Source organism: Deltaproteobacteria bacterium (assembly GCA_019309545.1).
In the GTDB taxonomy this organism is placed as follows: Bacteria; Desulfobacterota; Desulfobaccia; order Desulfobaccales; family Desulfobaccaceae; genus Desulfobacca_B.
Window position 1 is genome coordinate 1 of record JAFDGA010000031.1, and the last position, 18,616, is coordinate 18,616.

Here is an 18,616-nt window from a genome sequence, read left to right on the forward strand (position 1 = left end):
TTGATGGCGGTTCCGGCTGCTGAATCGCGGAACTTACAGAAAATAGTCCATAATCTGGTCAAGGCAGGGGAGTTGATCAAACTGCCCAGGGGGCGGTATGGTCTGACCGCAGGGATGAATCTGGTAGCCGGACAACTTTCAGTCCATCCCGAAGGTTATGGGTTTGTCGCCTCTGAAACCGGGGGCCCTGATGTCTTCATTAATCCCGCTAACCTGAAAGAGGCCCTGCACGGCGACCGGGTGGTGGCTCGGGTGGAGCACGTCGGACACCGGGGCCGCCGGGAAGGACGGATAATCCGCATCCTGGAGCGACGAATCAAGAAGGTGGTGGGCCTGTTGTCTCAGGCCAAAGACACCTACTTCGTCTCTCCCGAGGATGAACATCTGCTTTTTGATCTGATCATTCCAGCCGAATGTTTGGACCAGGCCCAGGTGGGGCAGGTGGTAGTTGCAGAGATCACCCGGTTTCCTACCGAGCGTCTCAACCCCCTGGGGAAAATTATTGAGGTGTTGGGTGCCCCGGAAGATCCGCTGGTGCAGGTCAAGTCAGTCATCCATAAATATGATCTGCCTCGCCGGTTCCCTACCCGGGTGCTTCGGGAAGCCCGGCAGGTGCCTCAAGAAGTCCCAGCGGCGGCTCGGGCCGGCCGGCTGGATTTGAGGGAGTTGCTCACCGTAACCATTGACGGTGACAAGGCCCGCGATTTTGATGATGGGGTGGCCCTGGTCAAAAAGGCCGATGGCTCGTTTATCCTCTATGTGTCGATTGCCGATGTCAGTTACTACGTCAACCCAGGTTCGGCCCTGGATGCGGAGGCCTACCAACGGGGTAACAGCATCTACTTTCCTCACCTGGTGCTGCCGATGCTGCCCGAGGAACTGTCCAATGGCATCTGCAGCCTGAACCCCGGAGTGGAACGGCTGGCGGTGACGGTGACTATAAACTACGATTATCAAGGCCGCCTCCTCTCCAGCCGGTTTAACCGGAGTGTGGTGCAGAGCCAGGCCCGGCTGACCTATAACCAGGTGCAGGAGATTCTTGAGAGTCATGATCTGGCCTGGGTGCAATACAACCCCGAGCTGGTGGAAATGCTCACCAGCATGGCCGAGCTCTGTCAACTTCTCAGAGACCGGCGCAAAGAACGGGGCAGTCTGTTGTTAAGCATTCCCGAAGCGGAAGTCCGCCTGGATGATCAGGGGGTGCCGACCGACATCCGGCGGATCGACCACCTTCAGGCACATCAGCTCATCGAAGAGTTTATGATTGCTGCCAATGAAGCAGCAGCCCGCTGCTTGGGGGAGCCGGCCATCTTCCGGGTCCATGACGTGCCCGATCCGGACAAGATGCAGGCCTTCCGACGGGCGATGTCGCGCTTAGGTTACCGGCTGCCCCCCGAGGCTGATTATAATCCTCTGATCCTGCGGGAATTCTTCGACCAGATCCAGGATACCCCGGTGGCCTATTTGGTGCAGATCATGCTGTTACGCTCCTTAAAGCAGGCCCGTTACGCGGCTTCCAATGTTGGCCATTATGGGCTGGCCGCGCCGATCTACACCCATTTCACCTCGCCCATCCGGCGTTATCCGGATCTCATGGTCCATCGGCTGCTCCTTGATCGCCTTCAGAAAACCGGACCCTCAGAGGGACCAGACGAAGAGGAATTGGCAGATCAGGCCCGGTTTTTGTCGGCCCGGGAACGGTTGGCCATTGAGGCCGAACGCGAAATGCTGGCCCGCATGCAGGTGCGTTGCCTGGCCGAACATGTCGGCGAGATCTTTCACGGCACCATCTCCGGAGTCAGTGCTTTCGGATTTTTTGTCTCTTTGGATGAGATTTTTGCCGAGGGCCTGGTCCGATTGGTAGATCTGCCGGATGACTATTATAAGTTTCAGGAAAGTCGCCTGCGTCTGATCGGCCGGCGTCGGGGCCGCAGCTTTCAGGTGGGCGACCGGGTCCAGGTCCGGGTGGCCCACGTAGATCTGCGCCGTCGCCATATCAACCTGGTGCTGTGTCCCCAAAAAGATGCCTGAGGCTGCCGGGGCAGTTTTTAATCTTTTTTTAGCGGGACCAGTAGACCCGGACGAACTTATTCATGTGGGACCAGCGAAAATCCAGTTCACCCTTATAGGCCCGATAAACTGCCCGCCCTAAGCGTTGGGCCAATTTCTCCGTGGTGGTTTCTACGATCAAACGCTCCTTGTCTTCTTCGACCATCTGGATTATCCGGTCAGCGGGGCTTTTGGCCGAAACCCGTTCCGCTTCGCGGTTCAGCAGGGTAATGATCTCCTCCCGATGTTGGTTGAAAAAATCCCCTTGCAGGGTCAAGACGCCCTCAAAATAGTGGTCCTGGATTTTTTTGCAGGCCGGGCAGATGACCCGGTTGGTAGTCTCCCGGTTAATATGCCGGCGATAAAGCTCCTCATCAAAAAACCAGCGTTTATTCTGATAGATGGCTTTACAACTGGTGCAGATCGCCATCTCATGACGGCCGCCCCAGGGCAGATAGGGATCATCGACTTTGCCGAATTTCTTCCCTTTTTCGCCGCTCCATTTTCTTTCCTTATACTTTTGCATCGCTTGCCTCTTTGAGGGTTCAGGCTGTCTCCGGCTCCCCCCACGCTAGCCATTTTTAAATATTTTCCTAGATAATTTGCCGCAATTCAAATGAAAAAGGCCATAAAACCGCTTTAGTGGTCGGTTTTAGATGAAAAAATAAAATCTCCCCTCCGGCCCTGGACCACGAAGGTGAATCCTCACGTCGCCAATTTCAGGTTTTGACAATCTTTTGTAATTATGTTAAAAATTTAAAGAGATTGTCCCCTTAGCCAGGCTGAGAAGCTTGGATCCAAACCCTGGTTGGACCGAGACTGAAAGAGGAGGGGAACCAAATGTGCCGGACGCGCTTGAGCCGCCCAGCTTTAATCAGATCTTTGGTTGAACTTGACTTTAATCAGGCCATAAACCGTTTACTGGAAGAAATTAGCCAGGCCATCTCCCGCTTGAATCCGGAGGCCGCGGAAAGTCTAATCCAGGAACTGGAAGCCGCCCCCCGGCTGTTTGGTTATGGGTCGGGGCGGTCCGGATTTATCCTTCGGACCTTTTGTATGCGGCTGATGCACCTCGGTTTCACCATCTACTATGTGGGAGAAACAATTACCCCCCGCATTCAGCCCCGTGATTTGCTATTGGTGGTGTCTGGTTCGGGGGAGACTCCCCAGACTCGGGAATTACTCCGGCAGGCCAAGTCTCGGGGGGCACGGACCGTTAGCCTTACTGCCCATCGAGAATCGGCCATCGGGCAGGAAGCAGACCTGAGCATTTTGGTGCCAGGAACCACGAAACTATCTCTGGCCCACGAACTGGAGTCCATACAATGTCCGGGCAGCTTGTTTGAACAGGCTGCTTTTATATTTTTCGAAACCGTTATTCTGATGCTCTATCAACGGCGTTTGGGCCGGAACCGCCAAGATATTATGGCCCGACACGCAGATTTAGAGTAGCATTCCACCAGGAAAGTAAATAATGGGAGCAATCTTACAACTGGCCCTGGACTTTGTTGACCTTAAAAGAGCGATCAATCTGGCTGAACTGGCGGTCCCCGGAGGGGTGGATTGGCTGGAAGCCGGAACCCCCTTGATCAAAAGCGAGGGTCTGGACGCGGTCCGGGAACTGAGAAGACTTTTCCCGCACAAGATCATTGTCGCTGACATGAAAATCATGGATGCCGGCCGGGTCGAAGTGGAGGCCGCGGCCAAGGCCGGGGCCAACGTCATCGATGTCTTAGGTGCGGCCAGTGACGCCACCATCCGGGAATGCATCGAGGCCGGGAAAAATTATGGGGCCCAGATCGTCGTCGATCTGATCGCCGTGCCCGATCCAGTGACCCGGGCCATACAGGTCGAAGCCCTGGGAGCCGATTATATTACCGTGCACGTGGCCATCGATGAACAGATGGAAGGGCGGGACCCGTTCATGGTCCTAAAGAAGGTCAGCCAAGCGGTAAAGGTGCCGGTAGGAGTGGCCGGCGGCGTCAACTCTGAGACAGCCGCCCATGCCATTGAAGCCGGGGCCAGTTATGTCATTGTCGGCGGGGCCATTACCAAGGCGCTGAATCCTGAACAGGCCACTCGAGAAATTCGCCAGGCCATGGACGAGCGGGTTCCTATTCCCACCACCCTATTCCGCCGGGTAGATGAAAGCGAGCTACGGAATGTTCTCAATCTGGTATCAGCTGCCAATCTCTCTGACGCCCTACATCGCGGGGGCGTTTTGGAAGGCATTCGCCCCCTGTTCCAGGGTATCCACCTGGTGGGCAAGGCCTTGACGGTGCGCACCTATCCGGGGGACTGGGCCAAGCCGGTGGAGGCTATTGACGTGGCCCACCCCGGGGATGTCATTGTCATCGATGCCGGTGGGGTTGGTCCTGCCCTGTGGGGAGAACTGGCGACTCATTCCGCCATTCAAAAAAAAGTGGCGGGTGTAGTCATTGATGGTGCGATCCGCGACTCCGGAGATATCATCCAACTACGCTTCCCGGCCTTTACCCGCCTGGTGATGCCTAACGCTGGGGAACCGCGGGGCTTTGGGGAGATCGGGGTCCCCATCCGCATCGGTAATGTTCGGGTCGAGACCGGGGATTGGCTGTTGGGAGACGATGACGGGGTGACCGTTCTGCCCCTGTCCAAGGCGGTAGAATATACCAACCGGGCCATGGATGTTTTAGAAAAGGAAAACCGCATCCGGGAAGAGATCAAAGAAGGAAAAACCCTGGCGGCTGTAACTGAATTATTGCGCTGGGAAAAAAAGGTTTGATCGATTATCAGGTATTTTTTTCGTTATCGGTGACACCAAAAGCCTTGTAGGATATAGAAGATAGATTAAACCATGACCGCTGAGAAGAAAGACGCTGACTTCAACCTTGCCGCCCGGGAACGAATGCTCCAGAACCAGCTGATTCGCCGAGGCATTCGGGACCCGCGGGTGCTGGCGGCGATGCGTAAGGTACCCCGCCACCGCTTTGTGGAAGAGGCCCTGAAAGACCAGGCTTACGGCGATTATCCACTACCCATCGGCGAACAGCAGACCATCTCCCAACCTTACATAGTGGCCTCCATGACCGAGGCCCTGGAGTTGAAGGGGCCTGAAAAAGTGCTTGAAATCGGCACCGGTTCTGGTTATCAGACGGCTATTTTAGCCGAACTGGCCGAAAAGGTCTTCTCTATCGAACGTTACCCTTCCCTGGCTTTGCGGGCCCGGCGAATTTTGGAAGAACTGCGTTATTTCAACGTCCAGATCCGGGTAGGCGATGGAACTCTGGGATGGCCGGAGGAAAAACCTTTTGATGCCATTATTGTCACGGCTGGAGCGCCCTCAATACCCCAACCGTTGATCAACCAATTAGCCGAAGGCGGGCGTTTGGTAATTCCGGTGGGGGACCAGTTTTCTCAGACCCTGACCCGGGTAATCAAAACTCCAAAGGGGTTGAAATTCGATTATTATGGGGGCTGCCGCTTCGTCCGACTGGTCGGCCGTTTTGGTTGGCCGGAGGAGAAAGACCAAACCTCGAAGGGATTCCCTTGGACCGGCTCCGGGTAAACCGCTCCTGGTTGCTACTGGGTAGCTGAGGACAGGGTGGTCTCACTGGCGGCCGGTTTGCTGAAATAGGTCGCCAGCACTTGTCGGGCTACCGGCGCAGCTGCCGAACCGCCATGCCCGCCATGCTCAATAATAACCGCGAGGGCGATTTCGCTGTTCTCCACCGGGGCAAAACAGACAAACCAGGCATGATCTTGCGTCTTACGCCCCCCTCTGCCCCACCGTTCCTTACCCTTGGCTACTACCTGGGCGGTCCCGGTCTTGCCGCCGACCTCCACCATGGGTATCCGGGCGGCGCGGCCGGTGCCCCCGGGTTCGTGAACCACTCCGCGCAGACCCCGTCGCACCAGGGCAATGGTCTGGGGAGCAGCTTCCAGCCTTGAGGCCACCTGCGGTCGGGATCGAAAGATGACCTCCCCGTCCGGGCTTTCGATGCGGTCTACCAATTGGGGCACATGGATAATGCCACCGTTGGCAATCGCCGCAACCACGCGGGCCATCTGCAGCGGTGTCACCAGGTTATAGCCCTGGCCGATGGCGACGGATAGGGTTTCGCCTTCATGCCAGGATTGATTGAACCGACGTTTTTTCCAGGCCGTGGAGGCTACCAGGCCCCCTTTCTCATGGTCTAAATTGAGACCCGTGGGTTGGCCCAAACCAAAGCGCCGACTCCATTTGGCAATCCGATCGATCCCCAACCTCAGGCCGGTTTTATAAAAAAATACATCACAGGACTGGACCAGGGCCTTATGAAGATTCATACTTCCGTGACCTCCGCGCCGCCAGCAATGAAACACGTGGTTGCCAAAAGGCAAGGCCCCGCAACAGTAAAAGGTGGTCTGGGGGGTAATGACTTTTTCCTCCAGGGCAGCCACTGCCATGATAATCTTAAAGGTCGAGCCCGGGGGATATTGTCCTCTCAGAGCCCGATTTTCCAGAGGATGTTCTTTATCCCTGACTATTTGTTGCCAGTATGGGACAGTAATGCCTTTTTCAAAGACTTTCTGATCAAAGCTAGGAGATGAAGCCAGGGCCAGAATCTTTCCATTCCGCGGATCCAGAGCTACAACCGCCCCGGTTTTGCCTTCTAAAGCGGTTTCGGCCGCCTGCTGCAGCCGGGCATCGATGGTCAGGTAGACATTGTCGCCTGGGGTCGACGGGGTTGAGCTGAGCAGGCGCAGCTCTCTTCCCAAGGCATCCACCTCAACCTGCCGGCTCCCCCGGTAGCCGCTTAAATAATTTTCCAGGGCCAACTCAATGCCGCGGCGGCCAATGTAGTCCCCCATTTTGTTGTTAGAGAATTTGGGGCTTTTTAATTGGCTTTCGGTAATTTCTCCTAAATAGCCGATCAGATGACAGGCCAACCCATCGTTACGATATTCCCGTTGGGGCCGGATCTGGATCAAAACCCCAGGTAATTCATAGCGGTAGGTTTCAATCAGGGCCATTTCTTCCCAGGAGAGATCACCTCGCACCCGAATCATCCGGAGGGCATTATCTTTCCGGGCCGCGACGACTTTCTCCTCTAACTCCTGTGGATTTAAGCCCAACAGAGCATCCAGGCGGTAGGCCAGTTGCGGCAGGTCCTGAACATCTTCCGGAACCAGCATTAGATCAAAGGCAGGGCGATTTTCAACTAAGATTTCCTTTTGCCGATCAAAAATCATCCCCCGCCAGGGGGGAAGGTCCCGGGTGCGGATGCGGTTGTGTTCTGATTTATCCCGGAGTTCATAGCCCTTGATTAATTGCAGGTACCAAAGGCGGATAGTCAAAAGGCCAAACAGGGTCAGGGCCATAATCGCAAAGATAAACAAGCTATGTCGGATCTTTTCCTGAAGCTCGGGCAACATCTGTACCCGACCTCTGAGGTTTCGGCGCAGGTCTTTATAATTATTAGATATTTTATTCTTGCCCATCCCCATACAGATCTTTTGCCATCCTTAATCGGGAATCATGGCTCAGTCCAGTTTTTCGGTCCCAGAGAGGGCTGATTTATAGTGAAGGAAATATCGCCCGGCGGTTTTATCCAGCCAATCAAGGACCAAGAAGCCGGGCGGTGCCAGCAAGGCCGTGGCCCCGGCCCGTTCTAGGTGAAATTGCACTATCTTAACATCAAATACTCCCGCCGGATACAAAAGGTCCAAGATGCCCGATTGTAACAGTCCCTGCACCCCTAAAGTCAGCCCCACCGCTAAAATCTGGGGCACGATATATTGCAAGTTCAATTGACGCCGTAAAACTCGGGCCAGCGACACTACCACCAGATAGAGCCCGGACTGCAGTCCCAAGGGGGCATAAGAATAGCAATCCACCACCAGTCCTAATAAAAAGGCCAGAAAAATAGCAGTATATACAAAGGGACGGGACCCTTCATAAAAAACCAGCAAACTCAGCAGATCCAACCGGTTCTGATTTAAGGGCAAAACCAGTATTTGGAAAAAAAACAGACCCACCCCTAGGCTTAAATGCAAGATCACCCGAACCATGAGCTTTTTATCTCTGTAGTCTGGGAGTAACGGCGGTGACTACCAGCACCTCCTCCAGATTGGCGAAGTCGACCATCGGCGTGACCTCGATTTCCTGGAAGATCCCGGTCTTTTTTTTATCTGTCTTGGTTACTTGGCCTAAGGCCATTCCCGGCGGATAAATGCCTCCCAGTCCGGAGGCCAGGATGAGGTCGCCGATCTGGATATCGGCATTTTTGGGAATGTACTGCAGATAACAACGGTTACCACCCTTGCCTTCCAGAATCCCCCGCATGCGATTGCGCTGCACCATGGCGTCTATGGCACTGTTGCGGTCCAGAAGGAACATGACCTTGGCATAATGGGGATAGCTCTCAATTACCCGGCCGACAATCCCCCCGGCGGCTAAGACCGGCATTCCCCACTGCACGCCCTCAGCCTCACCCTGGTCGATAATGGCGCATTTGAACCAGACTGAGGGATCATAGCTGATGACCCGGGCCCCGGTGATGGGGACCGCCATCTGCCTCTTCAGTCCCAACAGCCGTTCGAGACGTTCCTGGGCCAGCAGGGCCTCCTGATAACGGATCTGATTCTGGGCCATCTCCTGGAGCTGCTGCTTCAGGGATTGGTTTTCTTGTTGGACTCCGACCAGGTAGAAGTAACCGGTCCACACCTTTTCCACCGAACGTCCCAAGATAGTCAGACCTTTCAGGATGGGCGCGGTCAGACCGATGACAATGGTCTCCATCGGCCGTAAAGGATGGGGATACCTCAGGCTGGAAGTGATGAGGATAAAGATCAATAAGAAAAAAATGGTAAAGACAATAGGAACTCGGAAGCGTCGCCAGAGTTGCACACCGAAAGCCTTAACTCACCATTACTTCTCGCAAAATAGTCAGATTATCCAGGGCCATACCCGAACCCAGGGCTACGGTCGAGAGGGGATCCTCGGTTATCTTGATGGGCAGCCCGGTCTCTTCGTGCAACAAGTGATCCAGGTGTTTCAATAAGGCCCCGCCACCGGTGAGATAGATGCCTTTATCGACAATGTCCGCGGATAGTTCGGGCGGAGTCTGTTCCAGGGCGGTTTTTACAGTGTCCACGATGGTATCAATCTGTTCTTGAACAGCCTGACGCACTTCGTCGGAATTAATCGACAAAATCTTGGGAATGCCGGTCACTAGGTCTCGACCTTTAATCTCGATGGTCTCCCTTTCATCTACGGGATAGGCATTGCCTACGGTGGTTTTGACAATCTCGGCGGTCCGTTCTCCGATCAGCAGATTATATTTGCGTTTGACATACTGCAAGATCGACTCGTCCATCTTGTTGCCCCCGACCCGGACTGATTTGGAATAGACGATCCCGGCCAGCGAGATCACCGCCACCTCGGTGGTGCCGCCCCCGATGTCGACGACCATATTACAGACCGGCTCGGTAATCGGCAGGCCGGCGCCGATGGCCGCGGCCATGGGTTCTTCAATCAGGTAAACCTCGCGGGCCCCGGCTGATTCCGCAGATTCGCGCACCGCCCGCTTCTCTACCGGAGTTATGCCGGAGGGGACGCTGATAATGATGCGCGGCCGGACTAGGGCGCGACGGTTATGCACTTTTTGAATAAAGTGGCGCAACATGGCCTCGGTAATCTCGAAGTCAGCAATTACCCCGTCCATCATGGGGCGAATCGCTACAATATTGCCCGGCGTCCGTCCCAACATCATTTTGGCCTCACGGCCCACGGCCAGCACCCGGTTGCGATCCCGGGCATTGTTTCGTACTGCCACCACCGAGGGCTCACTTAAGACAATGCCTTTGCCCTTGACATAAACTAAGGTATTGGCAGTGCCTAAATCAATGGCCAGATCATTGGAGAACCATCCCATGATAGGATCTAAAAACATAAGTAACCCCTTAAATAGAAACTAATTGTTCCCTTGCTCGGGTAACTCTGAAATGGTTCCCCAGGCCTTCAGGTCCAGAGTCAAGCGAGCAATGCTTATTTCCTTGATTAAGTCTAAAGCTTTTCAGCTCTTGAGCATGGTGGGACTGACCTACTTAAACAGGCCTGACCCGATCAGGCCTGTTGAGCAACTCCGCTAGCCTGACCCGATAAGACCCGATCACCTGATACCGGGAGTTCCAGACTGATTCACGCCGACCTCGCGTGAGTACTTATTTTGCCATGTTGAAAAAAAAATTCAACCTTAAAATAGTAAGTAATAAAATGGAAAATCACCCTGCGGCGGAGCAATTTTGTTGTCAGCACCTTGACAAAATCCTGAAATAATGTTTTAAAAATAAATTTAATCAGTTAACTCTATCCCAGAAGGATTATCGATGTGAAACGGACCTATCAACCCAGCAATTTGAAACGGGCCCGAACCCATGGGTTCTTGAGCCGAATGAAAACCCGGGGAGGCCAGCAAGTCTTAAAAAGACGACGGGCCAAAGGTAGAAAACGACTGGCGGTGTAAACCTGAGAGCTTGTCTGGAACATCTTCCCTTACAATTTTCGGCGGGCGGGAAAAAATCGCCCGAAATACTACTTTGAAGGGCACGGCAAGTTTTCGAAAAGCAGATCGTCTGGTCAATAAAGCCGATTTCGAGCGGTCCAAAACTTTCGGGCAACGCTATCATACTCCCAACTTTCTGGTCTCCATAGTTCCCAATCAAGTGGGGCGACCGCGATTGGGCATGGTAGTGAGCAAACGGATAGGCAGGGCAGTTAAACGGAACCGGGTTAAGCGTCTGCTGCGGGAATTTTTTCGATTAAATAAAGGGAATTTGCCCCTTAAGGATATAGTCATTATTGCTAAAAAAGGTGCCCCTGACCTTACCTTGGCAGAGGTAACGGCTGAATTGCAGCGCCTCCTGCGGCCCGGTCGCGAGGCCAGAGCTAATGGCTAACTTGTTGATTATCCTGATCAGGGCCTATCAGGTAGTTATTTCCCCATTATTTCCCCGTGCCTGCCGTTTTGTCCCCAGTTGTTCCGAATATGCTTGCCAGGCCTTGGGGCGATATGGCCTCTTCAGGGGTCTGGCCCTGACCTTAAAAAGAATAATCAAATGCCACCCCTATCATCCGGGCGGATGGGACCCGCTCCCTTAGTGTCTGTGGCCTTGGTGATTTTCTGGAGAGCTAAATGGAAAAACGGCTGATAATTGCTGTTACCCTCAGTGTGTTAATTTTTTTAGTTTTTGGTTATCTGCAGGAGAGATTTGCGCCGACGCCGCCCCCTGAGGAGGCTAAGCCCGTGGCCTCGACTCCCGCTCCGACTCCGGCTCCCCCTCCCAGCCAGGTAATTGAGCCCTCCCCGGCTCCGGAAATTCCTCCGCTGGCACCGGCCACGGCTGAACCGCCCCGGGACATCATGGTGGACACCCCCCTCTACCATGCGGTCTTTACCGAACCAGGGGCCCGGCTGAAGAGTTTTAAATTGAAAAAATACCGGGAAGAACTACCCATTACTACTATTGCGGGCTTTGACCTGTGGTGGTTCAATTTTGAGATTCAAAAATACCAACCGGCAAGCGAACAACATACTGTCCCTAAAGAGTTGATTGAGATCAGCGACCCGGCCCAGTTGCCCCTGGCGGTTAGCTGGGAAAGCAGCACTACCCCGGCGCTGACTGCGGTCCCTTATCGGGCTAGTCAAAAAAGCCTGACTATAGATTCTCAGGGTAAAGGGAGCCTGACTTTTACCCAGGTGCGCCCTGATGGTCTGATATTGATCAAAACCCTGACCTTTAGAGGCGATACTTATCAGATCGGTCTAAACCTGACCGTGCAAAACCAAAGCCGCCAACCCTCGGCCGGCAATCTGAATCTCTCCCTCACCGCTGATTATGCCAAACCAGAGGTTGGCAGGTACAGCTTCCAGGGCTTTGTGGGCTTTATTAATGGAAGCCGGCAAGAAGTCAAAAGCAGCAAGCTTGAAGAACTCAAAACCTTCACTGGCCAGATCGATTGGGCCAGCCTGGAAGATAACTATTTCATGAAGGCCGTGGTGCCGGGCGCTGGATACGAATCGATCCTGACTTTACAGGAAACATCTTCCAAAATCATGACCGCGACTTTAAAAACGGCCATGAATGCCATTCCGCCCGGTCAACAGGCGACCATCCCCTATGCCTTATATTTTGGGCCCAAGGAGTTAAGCATCTTAAAATCCCTGGGGCTGGGACTGGAGCAAGCCGTAAATTTTGGCTGGTTTAATATCCTGGCCATGCCCCTGCTTTATGTGCTTAATTTCTTTTATCGTTACCTGCATAATTATGGAGTGGCGATTATTCTTTTGACCGCCCTGATCCGGATCTTATTCATTTATCCTAACCATAAAAGTTACAAATCTATGCAGGCCATGCAGAAACTGCAACCCAAAATTGCCAAGCTACGGGAAAAATATAAAGATGACCGGGAGACCATGAATAAGGAATTAATGGGCCTGTATAAGACCTATAAGGTCAACCCGGCCAGTGGTTGCTTACCGATGTTGTTACAACTGCCAGTGTTTATCGCCCTTTATAATATCCTGGGATATGCTATTGAAATGCGCCACGCGCCGTTTATCCCCACTCTGCCTTTTACTGAGATCGTCTGGCTGGCAGATTTATCGGTTCGGGACCCCCTGCTCATCACCCCCGTGGTGATGGGGGTGACCATGTTCATCCAGCAAAAGATGTCGCCAGCCCCGGGGGATCCAACCCAGGCCAAATTGATGTTGATGATGCCCGTAATCTTTACCGTGATGTTTTTAAATTTCTCTTCTGGGCTGGTGTTGTACTGGCTGGCTAATAACGTCCTATCCATTATCCAGCAACATTTTACTAACAAATACCTTTCGTAAGGCTTGGTGGAGGTCTTTTAATGAACTTTTTGGAATTTGAAGGGAAAACTGCCCAGGAAGCCATCGACCATGCCTGTGGCCATTTTCAGGTCCCCCAAGATAAACTGGAAATTGAGATCATTTCTCTCGGCTCGGCTGGAATCTTTGGCCTGATCGGCGGTAGAAAAGTAAAAATTCGCGCCGCCCTCAAAACAGAGGAAGAACCATCGTTGTTGCCTCAGGCCCAAGAAATTCTGGACCAACTCCTCCAAAAAATGAACGAACATTGCACGATTAACGGCATCCAAGAGAACGACCAGATTAAGCTCTACATTGAATGCGAAGACCCCGGTCTGCTGATCGGCAAACAGGGCCAGACGCTGGAGGCCATTCAGTATCTGGTTACCAAGATATTGGCCAAACAGACTAAAAAGAAACCCAAGGTGGTCATTGATATCGAATCTTACCGGGAGCGCCACCGACAGGCTCTGGTTGATATGGCGCTAAAATACGGGGATAAGGTTAAACGGATCGGCAAACCCTTGACCTTAAGTCCGATGAACGCTCATGACCGCCGCATCATCCATCTTACCCTGCAACCCGATAAAGAGTTAAAGACCAAAAGCCGCGGCGAAGGCCTGTACAAAAAGATCATCATCTATCCAGCCAAGAAGAAGGGGGAGCAGGAAGCAGTAGTCGAGGCGACGTGAACCGGCATCCTGATCTCGGGATAAGCTCCACCCACGACACTATCGTGGCGATTTCCACGCCTCTGGGAGAAGCGGGCATCGGTATTGTCCGGTTGAGTGGCCCTCAGGCCCACACCATTGCCCAAAAGCTGTTTCGGCCGTATCAAGTAAAAACCGCATCTTTTAACTCTCATCATCTGGTTTTAGGGCAGATTATCGATCCCACCCAGGGCGAAGCAGTAGATGAGGTGTTGTTGTCCTTGATGCGTGCTCCACATAGCTATACCCGGGAAGACGTGATCGAAATCAACTGCCATTCCGGCTATGGGGTTTTATCTAGGATTTTGCAGCTCACCCTGGAGCAGGGCGCCCGGCTGGCCGCCCCGGGAGAATTTACCCAACGGGCCTTCCTTTCCGGTCGTATTGATCTCACCCAGGCGGAGGCCGTTCTGGAGGTCATCCAGGCCCGGACCGCAGCCAGCTTGCGGCTGGCCGCGCGCCATCTGAGCGGCAGCCTGGGAGGCAAAATCAGGGAACTGAGGGACCGCTTAACCGAAGTTCTGGCCCGGGTCGAAGCCGCCATCGATTTTTCGGAAGACACCCCGGAGCTGTCTCCCTCCGCGGTGCTGGCCGAGTTGGAGCAGCTGGCGACGCAGTTGCAGACTTTGCAGGCATCCTATGCCCAGGGCAGGCTGTACCGGGAAGGACTGGACGTGGTCATCGTCGGTCGCCCCAATGTTGGCAAATCCAGCCTGTTGAACCGGCTGGTCCAGGAAGAGCGGGTGATTGTCACTGAAATCCCCGGCACCACCCGGGATGTGATCGAGGAGACCCTGTCCATCCACGGGTTGCCGGTCCGGCTCAGTGATACCGCCGGGTTGCGGCAAGCCCGGGATCGGGTCGAGGAACTGGGGATTCAGCGCACCCAGGAGCGACTGGCCCGGGCTGATCTGATCATCTATCTGATTGATGTCAGTCAACCCCTGGATCCAGAAGATGAGGGTCAACTAGCGGCGCTGGCGGGGCGCTCGCTACTCTTGGTATTGAATAAATGCGACCTGGTGCCGGCCCTGACCGTGGCGGAGCTCCGTAATCGCTGGACTTTTCCCATCTACACCATTTCCGCCCTGACCGGCCAGGGCCTGGCCGCATTGACCGAGGCCATTTTTCAGACCGCCATGGGCAACGGTTTGAACCTGAACGGCGAGATCGTTACCCAGGCCCGACATCGACAAATCCTGGCAGATTGTCTGAGATTCCTGGACCAGGGCCAGACTATTTTAGAGACCGGGCAACCCCTGGAATTGCTGGCCCTGGACCTGCAGGAAGCCGTTCGTAAGCTGGCCGAAATCCTGGGGGAAGAGATCGGCGAGGAGGTCCTGGATCGCATCTTTGCCCAGTTCTGCCTGGGGAAATAGGAAACGTCATGGGCCAACATTCCGCCGACGTCTGGGAATGGCAACGCTTGCTGCGCTCCGGGGCCCGGGAATTGGGGCTGGAGCTAACTCCGGAAACTATCCAAAAATTTTTACAATATCTGGCCGAACTCCAGAAATGGAATGCCCGGGTGAATCTGACCGCCCTCAATACTGCGCCTGAAATTATTCATAAGCACTTTCTCGATTCCCTGGCCCTGGCGCGCTGGGTCCGAGATCTCTCCAGCCTGGTGGACTTGGGCACCGGTGCGGGGTTTCCGGGTCTACCCCTGAAACTGGCCTTTCCGGCCCTGGAGTTGACCCTGGTGGAGGCTAAAGGCAAGAAAGTGGCTTTTTTGCAATATCTGATTGTCTTACTGCAACTTTCCGGAATAGAGGTCCGACATTGCCATCTGACCCCCCAAATGGCCCAAACCTGGGGAGGTGGTTGGTCGGGGGTAGTCTCCCGCGCCACTTTCAGTTTATCCCGGTTTCTGGCCCTGGCCGCGCCCCTGCTGCAGCCCGACGGTAGGCTGATCGCCATGAAAGGCCCCCGGCTGGACGAAACCGAATTGCAGGAGGCGGAACGTCAGGCGCGCTCTTTGGGCCTGGGAAACCCTGAAATACATCTTTATACTTTGCCCCTGACAAGAGAGCCGCGGCAGGTTATCCTGTTTACCAGGCTCAACTGAGGCTCAAGCCTCGCTGATAAGAACAATTATTATGCTGTCTTATCTGATTAAACGTCTGCTCCTGATGATCCCCCTATTGGTAGGGATTACCCTGGTCTCCTTTGTGGTCATTCATCTGGCCCCGGGGTCGCCCACCGACGTGCAGACCATGCTGCAACCCAAGGCCTCTCTGGAGGCCCAGAAGCGGCTGCGGGAAATTTATGGCCTGGACCGACCCCTGCACGTGCAATATTGGGATTGGTTAAAGCGTCTGACCCGTTTCGATTTGGGACGGTCTTTTTCACCCGATGCCCGCCCGGTATGGGATAAAATCAAAGAGCGGATCGGAGTCACAATCGCCATTAATCTGCTGGCCATGCTGCTGATTCTGGTGATCGCCATCCCCATTGGAGTGATTTCGGCCACCTATCCGCATTCCTGGTTCGATCAAGCCACCACGTTATTTGTCTTTTTCGGCTTCGCCATGCCTGGATTCTGGCTAGCCCTGTTGCTGATGATGCTCTTCGGGGTTTATCTTGATTGGCTGCCGCTTGCGGGACTGACTTCGCATTTTTACGAGCACTTTTCCACCTGGGAAAAGATAAAAGATCTGGCCTATCATCTGACTCTGCCGGTGCTGGTATCGGCCTTTGGGGGTCTGGCCGGGATGTCCCGCTACATGCGGGGCAATATGCTGGAGGTCATCCGCCAGGATTATATCACCACGGCGCGGGCCAAAGGCCTGCCCGAATGCACCGTGATCTTCAAGCACGCCATGAGGAATGCCCTGATGCCGGTGATTACTATTCTTGGGCTGTCGGTGCCCGGGTTGATCGGCGGCAGCGTCATCTTTGAGTCTATCTTTGCCATTCCCGGTATGGGACAATTGTTTTATCAGGCTGTAATGTCTAGGGATTATCCCCTGGTCATGGGGGAACTGGTCATCGGCGCCCTGCTCACCTTGGTGGGGAATCTGCTGGCCGATGTCTCTTATGCGCTGGCTGACCCTCGCTTAAGAACGGGCTGAAACATGGCCGTCAGCTCTTTACGGCGAGAATTTTGGGCCCGGTTTTACCACAATCGCCTGGCCCTGAGCGGCCTGGTCATTGTCGTGGGATTGTTTCTGGTCTCTTTTCTGGCTCCGTGGCTGGCCCCCTACGACCCTAATTACATTGATCTGGATGCCATGCTTATGCCGCCCAGCTCCGCCCATCTGTTCGGCACCGACCCTTTGGGCCGGGATGTCTTTTCCCGGATCCTGTTTGGGGCTCAGATTTCCCTCAAAGTGGGATTTGTCTCGGTAGGGCTGGCCACCCTGATCGGCATGTTGATCGGCGCCCTGGCCGGATATTATGGCGGCTGGATAGACAGTCTGCTCATGCGCTTTGTTGATCTGATGCTCTGTTTTCCCACTTTTTTCCTGATCCTGGCGGTCATCGCCATCCTCGAACCCAGTATTTGGAACATCATGGCGATTATCGGCCTGACCAGTTGGATGGGGGTCTCCCGGCTGGTCCGAGCAGAGTTTATGTCTCTCAAAAACCGGGAATTTGTCCAGGCAGCCCAGGCCCTGGGCGCTGGGGATGCCCGGATTATCGTGCGACACCTGCTCCCTAATTCACTGGCCCCGGTAATGGTCTCCGCCACTTTAGGGGTAGCCGGGGCCATCCTTACTGAAAGCGCCCTGAGCTTTCTGGGACTGGGGGTGCAACCTCCAACCCCTAGTTGGGGCAATATCCTGACCGCCGGCAAGGATAACATTGAGATTGCCTGGTGGCTGTCGCTATTCCCCGGATTGGCCATCCTGATCACTGTGATGGGTTACAACCTCTTGGGAGAAGGTATCCGGGAGGCCATTGATCCACGCCTGAAAGAGTAAAATTTAACTATTAGAGAGTATTAAATTATTGACAACCCAGGCTTCCTGTCTTATTATTTGTCGAGGGCGGCGAAACCAGCTATTTTCGTCAAAACAGGGAAGGAGAGCGTATATGAAGAGAATGCCGATTAAAATCACCGTTTTTATGATTGCTATTGCATTTTGCACCGGGGTCGCCTTGGCCCAATATGCGGTGTGTCCACCGGCCAAGATCGGAGGCCCGGTCGAAAAGTCTTTATCGGCGGCCTTCTGTAACTATCAATCTTATATGGTAGACAAAAAAAAGGAACACCTGGACAAGGCCAAGAAGCTTTTAGAGGGGGTTTTGAAGAAGGAAGCGGACAATCCCATTGCCTTAAACAATCTGGCGGCCATCATGGTGGCTGAGGGTAAGTTAGACAAAGCCGATACTTATTTGAAAAAAGCCTTGAAGAGTCTCAAGGCCAAACCCTGCCTGGTCCGCTTGAACCGGGTGTGCGCGGTCAATAATATCTGCGTGGCGGTTGAGCCGGTAGAAATTGGCGGAGGCAATCAGGACCTGGAACCCATGGTCAAGTTTAATCTGGAAATGGTCAAGGATATGATGGCCAGACTCAAATCACCTAAGGCTCAATAATTTGCCGCCGCCGCCCTCGGGAGGCAACAAGCGAATAGGCCCCTTTTAGGGGCCTTTTTCATTCACTGAGTCAATGGTAAAAATCCAGACTCATTTACATATAGATTACACTGGAAGAAGTGACCAAAAGGTCAGCTTTCTGAAATCAGGAGCCTGATAAGCTTCAAATTGTTCCAGAGGAATTACTTTGCCTCATAAGCTTTACTAAGCCTTTCATGATAGTTGATTTTAATCAAAATAATTTTGGTCCTTCCGACTTTTCCGTGGGTGGTGATGTGATATAAAGAGTCGCCGAGGAGGGGATTCTGATGCGTGATACCGAGCTTTATAAACAAATTTTGGGCCTTGAAAGGTGCAGTCAAAGAAGTTATAGGCCCAGAAGAAGCAACCCCTGCAAAAAAACAAACGGAAATAATACAGCCGCAAATGCAAAAAACCTTGAATGCCTTAGAGAGA

At 53.7% G+C, this 18,616-nt stretch carries 19 protein-coding genes; 14 read left to right on the forward strand and 5 right to left on the reverse strand.

All coding sequences use genetic code 11. The features are described from left to right. A partial coding sequence (gene rnr / locus JRG72_09725) for a ribonuclease R (protein MBW2135483.1) occupies window positions 1-2,031 on the forward strand: 2,031 nt, incomplete at its 5' end. A 28-nt stretch (window positions 2,032-2,059) separates the two neighbouring features. On the opposite strand, the gene JRG72_09730 is transcribed toward rnr, so the two are convergent. Further along, a complete protein-coding gene (locus JRG72_09730; GenBank protein ID MBW2135484.1) occupies window positions 2,060-2,575 on the reverse strand; it encodes an ATPase in 516 nt (171 codons plus the stop codon). A gap of 314 nt (window positions 2,576-2,889) precedes the next feature. Between JRG72_09730 and JRG72_09735 the strand changes: the two genes are divergently transcribed. From JRG72_09735 to JRG72_09745, 3 genes are all read left to right on the forward strand, one after another. Next, entirely contained in the window at window positions 2,890-3,501 is a 612-nt protein-coding gene (locus JRG72_09735) for an SIS domain-containing protein (GenBank protein MBW2135485.1), read from the forward strand. A gap of 22 nt (window positions 3,502-3,523) precedes the next feature. After that, window positions 3,524-4,813: an orotidine 5'-phosphate decarboxylase gene (locus tag JRG72_09740; GenBank protein ID MBW2135486.1), complete on the forward strand. Its 1,290-nt coding sequence runs from the start codon at window positions 3,524-3,526 to the stop codon at window positions 4,811-4,813. A 72-nt stretch (window positions 4,814-4,885) separates the two neighbouring features. Beyond that, complete coding sequence (locus JRG72_09745; protein MBW2135487.1) at window positions 4,886-5,596, forward strand: protein-L-isoaspartate(D-aspartate) O-methyltransferase; 711 nt, start codon at window positions 4,886-4,888, stop codon at window positions 5,594-5,596. Between the two features lie 14 nt (window positions 5,597-5,610). Here the strand turns inward: JRG72_09745 and mrdA are convergent, their stop codons facing one another. From mrdA to JRG72_09765, 4 genes are all read right to left on the reverse strand, one after another. Continuing rightward, window positions 5,611-7,446 carry a penicillin-binding protein 2 gene (mrdA, locus tag JRG72_09750; GenBank protein ID MBW2135488.1) on the reverse strand — a complete coding sequence of 612 codons (1,836 nt, stop codon included), beginning with the start codon at window positions 7,444-7,446 and terminating at the stop codon, window positions 5,611-5,613. 108 nt (window positions 7,447-7,554) lie between these two features. Next, window positions 7,555-8,082: a hypothetical protein gene (locus tag JRG72_09755; protein ID MBW2135489.1), complete on the reverse strand. Its 528-nt coding sequence runs from the start codon at window positions 8,080-8,082 to the stop codon at window positions 7,555-7,557. A 7-nt stretch (window positions 8,083-8,089) separates the two neighbouring features. Further along, entirely contained in the window at window positions 8,090-8,920 is an 831-nt protein-coding gene (gene mreC / locus JRG72_09760) for a rod shape-determining protein MreC (protein MBW2135490.1), read from the reverse strand. 10 nt (window positions 8,921-8,930) lie between these two features. Next, entirely contained in the window at window positions 8,931-9,965 is a 1,035-nt protein-coding gene (locus JRG72_09765; GenBank protein MBW2135491.1) for a rod shape-determining protein, read from the reverse strand. Between the two features lie 438 nt (window positions 9,966-10,403). Here JRG72_09765 and rpmH point away from each other — a divergent pair, with 438 nt between their 5' ends. The 10 genes from rpmH (at window position 10,404) to JRG72_09815 (ending at window position 18,160) form a co-directional block, all read left to right on the forward strand. Next, on the forward strand, window positions 10,404-10,538 hold the full coding sequence (rpmH, locus tag JRG72_09770; protein MBW2135492.1) for a 50S ribosomal protein L34: 135 nt from the start codon (window positions 10,404-10,406) through the stop codon (window positions 10,536-10,538). Window positions 10,539-10,548: 10 nt separating this feature from the next. Further along, window positions 10,549-10,971 carry a ribonuclease P protein component gene (gene rnpA, locus JRG72_09775; GenBank protein ID MBW2135493.1) on the forward strand — a complete coding sequence of 141 codons (423 nt, stop codon included), beginning with the start codon at window positions 10,549-10,551 and terminating at the stop codon, window positions 10,969-10,971. Next, window positions 10,964-11,173 carry a membrane protein insertion efficiency factor YidD gene (gene yidD, locus JRG72_09780; GenBank protein MBW2135494.1) on the forward strand — a complete coding sequence of 70 codons (210 nt, stop codon included), beginning with the start codon at window positions 10,964-10,966 and terminating at the stop codon, window positions 11,171-11,173. The genes rnpA and yidD overlap by 8 nt, the downstream gene beginning before the upstream one ends. Window positions 11,174-11,207: 34 nt before the next feature. After that, window positions 11,208-12,911 carry a membrane protein insertase YidC gene (yidC, locus tag JRG72_09785; protein MBW2135495.1) on the forward strand — a complete coding sequence of 568 codons (1,704 nt, stop codon included), beginning with the start codon at window positions 11,208-11,210 and terminating at the stop codon, window positions 12,909-12,911. A 20-nt stretch (window positions 12,912-12,931) separates the two neighbouring features. Continuing rightward, window positions 12,932-13,600 carry a Jag N-terminal domain-containing protein gene (locus JRG72_09790; protein MBW2135496.1) on the forward strand — a complete coding sequence of 223 codons (669 nt, stop codon included), beginning with the start codon at window positions 12,932-12,934 and terminating at the stop codon, window positions 13,598-13,600. Between the two features lie 20 nt (window positions 13,601-13,620). Continuing rightward, the gene (mnmE, locus tag JRG72_09795; GenBank protein ID MBW2135497.1) at window positions 13,621-14,997 is read left to right on the forward strand and encodes a tRNA uridine-5-carboxymethylaminomethyl(34) synthesis GTPase MnmE; all 1,377 of its coding nucleotides are present in this window, start codon (window positions 13,621-13,623) and stop codon (window positions 14,995-14,997) included. A gap of 8 nt (window positions 14,998-15,005) precedes the next feature. Further along, window positions 15,006-15,686 (forward strand): 16S rRNA (guanine(527)-N(7))-methyltransferase RsmG, encoded by a 681-nt coding sequence (rsmG, locus tag JRG72_09800; protein ID MBW2135498.1) that lies wholly within the window; start codon window positions 15,006-15,008, stop codon window positions 15,684-15,686. Between the two features lie 31 nt (window positions 15,687-15,717). Then, on the forward strand, window positions 15,718-16,692 hold the full coding sequence (locus JRG72_09805; protein MBW2135499.1) for an ABC transporter permease: 975 nt from the start codon (window positions 15,718-15,720) through the stop codon (window positions 16,690-16,692). Between the two features lie 3 nt (window positions 16,693-16,695). Beyond that, window positions 16,696-17,544 (forward strand): ABC transporter permease, encoded by an 849-nt coding sequence (locus tag JRG72_09810; GenBank protein MBW2135500.1) that lies wholly within the window; start codon window positions 16,696-16,698, stop codon window positions 17,542-17,544. Between the two features lie 112 nt (window positions 17,545-17,656). Then, window positions 17,657-18,160 (forward strand): tetratricopeptide repeat protein, encoded by a 504-nt coding sequence (locus tag JRG72_09815; GenBank protein ID MBW2135501.1) that lies wholly within the window; start codon window positions 17,657-17,659, stop codon window positions 18,158-18,160. The last annotated feature ends 456 nt before the right edge of the window (window positions 18,161-18,616 follow it).